Below are 4,083 nucleotides of genomic sequence, written 5' to 3'. Positions count from 1 at the left end.
TTCCCTTGCCTATCCGTTCACGTGATTTTCCGGCAGCTGCGGCTGCCGGTCGATGACGTCAAGGTGTTTCACAAACTGGCTATTGCACAAACCGTCGTCATCTTCGATCGCGACCATGGGGTGGAAGCATCCAGCAAGCTGGGCGCCTATTTCAAGGCGCTGGTCGCCCAGCGCCGCGCGCATCCGGGCGATGACCTGGTCAGTATGCTGGCCACGGCCGAAGTCGATGGCGAATACCTGCCTGAAGAAGTCCTGATCTCGTTCCTGCGCCAGCTTGTCAACGCCGGCGGCGACACGACCTACCGCGCCACGAGCGTGCTGCTGACCGGCTTGCTGCGCAATCCGGACCAGCTCGACGCCGTACGCCGCGACCGCACGCTGGTGCCGAAGGCCATCGAGGAGGCGCTGCGCTGGGATGGCCCGGTGCTGATGCAGTCGCGCATGGCCACTACTGACACCGTGTTGGGCGGGGTCGAGATTGCGGCCGGCACCTTTATCGATGTCATTGCCGGAGGCGCCAACCGTGACGAGTCCCGTTTCGTCGATCCCGACCGGTTCGACATCTTCCGGACCCAGTCGGCGCGCCATTTCTCGTTTTCCTATGGCCCGCACGTGTGCATCGGTCAGCACCTGGCGCGGGTGGAAATGACGCGCGCCCTGAACGCCGTGCTGGACCGCTTGCCCAACGTGCGACTCGACCCGGACATGCCGGCACCGGCCATCAAGGGAATCATGATGCGAGTGCCGCAGTCGATTCACGTCTTGTTCGACTGAGAGCCACGCACCAATCAATAACAATACCAACCAACCGCCCAGGCGGGGAGACAGTGCGATGTCAACGTTCGACTACATTATTGTGGGTGCCGGCTCGGCCGGCTGTGTGCTGGCCAACCGTCTGTCCGAAAATCCGCGGCGCAGCGTTTTGCTGATCGAGGCCGGTCCGGAAGACACCAGCCCCCTGATCCGCATGCCCAAGGGTTTCGGCAAATTGCTGGGCGATCCCAAGCACGCGCATTTCATTCCAGTGACAAGCGACCAGAATGCGGGCACTGAAGTCTGGCTGCGCGGGAAGATGCTCGGTGGCTCCAGCGCCATCAACGGCATGGTGTACATGCGTGGTCATCCCGAGGACTACGACGGTTGGGCGGCTCTTGGCGTGGATGGATGGGGCTGGAACAAGGTGGGTGCCTGTTTCAGGCGTATCGAAGACCATGCGCTCGGGGCCGACGAGCTGCGCGGTGCCGGAGGTCCTCTGAAGATTTCGACCTACGCGCAGCGCGATCGTCTCGGCGACGCCGTGCTGGAGGCCTGCCGCGCTCTCGGGCTCAAGCGCCACGAGGACATCAACCGCCTTGATCACGAGGGCGTAGCCTACCTGGCCTATACGATCGCGAACGGTCGTCGCCAGAGCGCCGCGCACGCGTTTCTGGAACCGGCGCGCCGGCGCGCTAACCTGACGGTCATCACTGATACTGTCGTCAAGCGTGTTCTGTTCGAAGGTGTCCGTGCGGTCGGCGTGGTTTGCAGCCGCGGTGGCAAGGAAACCACCTGGCGCGCGGCCCGCGAGACGATCCTGGCGGCTGGTGCGCTGGAGAGTCCGCGGCTGCTGCAACTGTCAGGCGTGGGCGACGCCGCGCGCCTGCGCGCGCTCGACGTACCGGTAGTGGCGCATAGCCCAGGTGTGGGTATGAATATGCGCGAACACCTGCTCTACATGCTGCAGACAAAACTGAAGCATTGGCAGGATTCGCAGAACCGGGAGTTCGCCGGTATGCGCTTGATGCGCAACGCGGCGCAGTATTTTCTTTTGAAAAGCGGCGTGATGGCGCTCGGCAGTTACCAGGTCGGTGGATTCTTCCGTGCCGACCCTGCGTCGCCGCGCGCGGACGCTCAGCTCATGATGGCGCCGTACTCGCTCGATTTCGGTGCGGTGGCTATGGCTTCGATCTTTCCCTGGTATGCAGCTGTTTGCGTTTCCGCTGCGTCCCCGAAAGCCAGGGGGCACGTCCTCATTACCTCGGCCGATCCAAACGTGCCGGCGGAAATCGTGCCGAACTACCTGGCAGATCCACGCGACCGCAACATCGCCGTAGGGGCGTTCCGTTTCATGCGCAAGCTGCTGGCCGCGGCGCCGCTGCGCGATCTCGTGGATGAGGAAACCAGACCCGGGAAGCAGGTACATTCCGATGACGAGATCGTCGACCTGTTCCGTCGCCACGGCCAGTCTGGATTCCATGCCTGCGGCACTTGCAAGATGGGGAGCGACCCCATGGCCGTGCTCGATTCGCGCTTGCGCGTGCGCGGCGTCCAGGGTTTACGTGTCATGGACCTGTCGGTGACGCCTACCATGATTTCCGGGAACACGAACGGTCCCATGATGGCGATGGCGTGGCACGCCGCCGACCTCATCCTGGAGGATGCCGTATGAGCGATCTCGAACATTATCGCAACCGGTTCGCCAACATCCGGTTCGAACGTCAGGACAACATCCTGCATATGTCGCTGCACACCAACGGCGGGCCTCTGCAATGGGGCGCACTCGACGGCAGCATCCATACGCAGCTCGGAGAGGCGTTCCGGGAAGTGGCGGACGACGCTGGCAACCGCGTCGTCATCCTCACCGGTAGCGGCGATGCGTTTTGCGTCGGGATGAACCCGGCCGAGATCCCACGCGACCCGACCGCGGCGAACTGGCCGCGCTTGCAGCGCGAAGGCCGCCGTATGCTGATGAACCTGCTGGACATCGAGGTGCCGGTCATCGGCGTCTTCAATGGCCCGGCCTACATCCACGCGGAGCTGGTGGCCTTGTCCGACATCGTGCTCGCGGCAGATACGGCCGAAATCGCCGACCTGGCGCACTTCGTATTCGGCGTCGCACCGGGCGACGGTGCGCATATCGTGTGGCCAATGCTGCTGGGCCCCAACCGTGGACGTTATTTTCTGCTTACCGGCCAGCGCCTGACCGCGGTCGAGGCGCAGCATCTGGGTGTAGTCGGCGAGGTGCTCGCGCCGCAGCAGGTGATGGACCGTGCCTGGCAGTTGGCGCGTCAAATCGCACTGCAGCCGACGGCGGCACTGCACGCCACACGTACCACCCTGACCCAGGCGTTGAAGCGCCGTATGCTCGACGAGCTCGGCTATGGCCTCGCTTTGGAAGGGCTGGCGTTGATCGCGACCCATACCCCGCAATCATGAAAAATACCGGAGACAGAGCATGAGAAACGATATCAACGCCGAAGCCAACGCGATTGTCCAGCAAGCACTCGATCACGCCACCACCGAGGGAGGGGAGATCGGTGTCCAGGTTGCTGCCTACCTCGACGGCAAACTGGTCATCGATGCCTGGAGCGGTTACGCTGACCAGCAGAGCGGGCGCAAGGTCGATGGCGATACCCTGTTCAACGTATATTCGGTCACCAAGGCGGTCGCGGCTACCGCGCTGCATATCCTCGCTGACCGCGGCCTGATCGACTACGACGCCCCGGTGGTGCGTTACTGGCCCGAATATGGCGCCAAAGGCAAGCAGGCCACGACGGTGCGCGACGTGCTGACGCACCGCGCCTGCGTGCCGCAGATGCCGCTCGGCGTGACGCCCGAACGCATGTGCGACTGGGACTGGATGACGCGTGCCATCGCCGACCTGGAACCGCTGGCGGAACCGGGCACCAAGACCTTGTACCTGTCGATGACCTTCGGCTGGATCGTCGGCGAACTGGTGCGGCGCGCCGATCCGAAGCATCGTTCCAACCGCCTGCTGCGTGCGCATCACAAGGATGCCGGACTGCCGCAGACCTTCCAGATCCTGGATACGCAAGACCAGCTCTCGGCCATCAAGCGCCTGTTGAAGCAGATGAACGTGGACGATGAGAAATATCCGCCGCGCAACCTGATGTACTTCATCAACAGCGCCAAGGACCAGGGCTTGCGCGCCAAGGACGTGGATGCCTACGACGACTACNACCGCNAGTTCGTCGAACTCTACGAACTCTACGATCAGCAATGCCAGCGCGAAGGCGTGGTCGATTTCCCCGAGTTGCTGTTGCGCACCTATGAATTGCTCTCGCGCAACCAGCCGCTGCGCGA

3 protein-coding genes and 2 pseudogenes are annotated in these 4,083 nt (G+C 63.2%); all 5 read left to right on the top strand.

The features are described from left to right. On the top strand, nt 1-774 hold a 774-nt coding region (locus tag I5W_RS07350; RefSeq protein ID WP_044528740.1), incomplete at its 5' end, for a cytochrome P450. A gap of 58 nt (nt 775-832) precedes the next feature. Continuing rightward, nucleotides 833-2,428 carry a GMC family oxidoreductase gene (locus I5W_RS07345; RefSeq protein WP_148289053.1) on the top strand — a complete coding sequence of 532 codons (1,596 nt, stop codon included), beginning with the start codon at nt 833-835 and terminating at the stop codon, nt 2,426-2,428. After that, nucleotides 2,425-3,195, top strand: coding sequence for an enoyl-CoA hydratase/isomerase family protein (locus I5W_RS07340; protein ID WP_044528738.1), 771 nt, complete (start codon nt 2,425-2,427; stop codon nt 3,193-3,195). The genes I5W_RS07345 and I5W_RS07340 overlap by 4 nt, the downstream gene beginning before the upstream one ends. A gap of 19 nt (nt 3,196-3,214) precedes the next feature. After that, nucleotides 3,215-3,685 (top strand): annotated as a pseudogene (locus I5W_RS34400) (serine hydrolase domain-containing protein); the annotation flags it as partial. Nucleotides 3,686-3,745: 60 nt separating this feature from the next. Then, nucleotides 3,746-4,083 (top strand): annotated as a pseudogene (locus I5W_RS34395) (UvrD-helicase domain-containing protein); the annotation flags it as partial.

The organism is Herbaspirillum sp. B65, assembly GCF_000333555.1.
Lineage (GTDB): Bacteria > Pseudomonadota > Gammaproteobacteria > Burkholderiales > Burkholderiaceae_D > Herbaspirillum > Herbaspirillum rubrisubalbicans.
The sequence above is the reverse complement of the archived record's forward strand: the minus strand, read 5'-3'. Positions and strand labels throughout refer to the sequence as shown.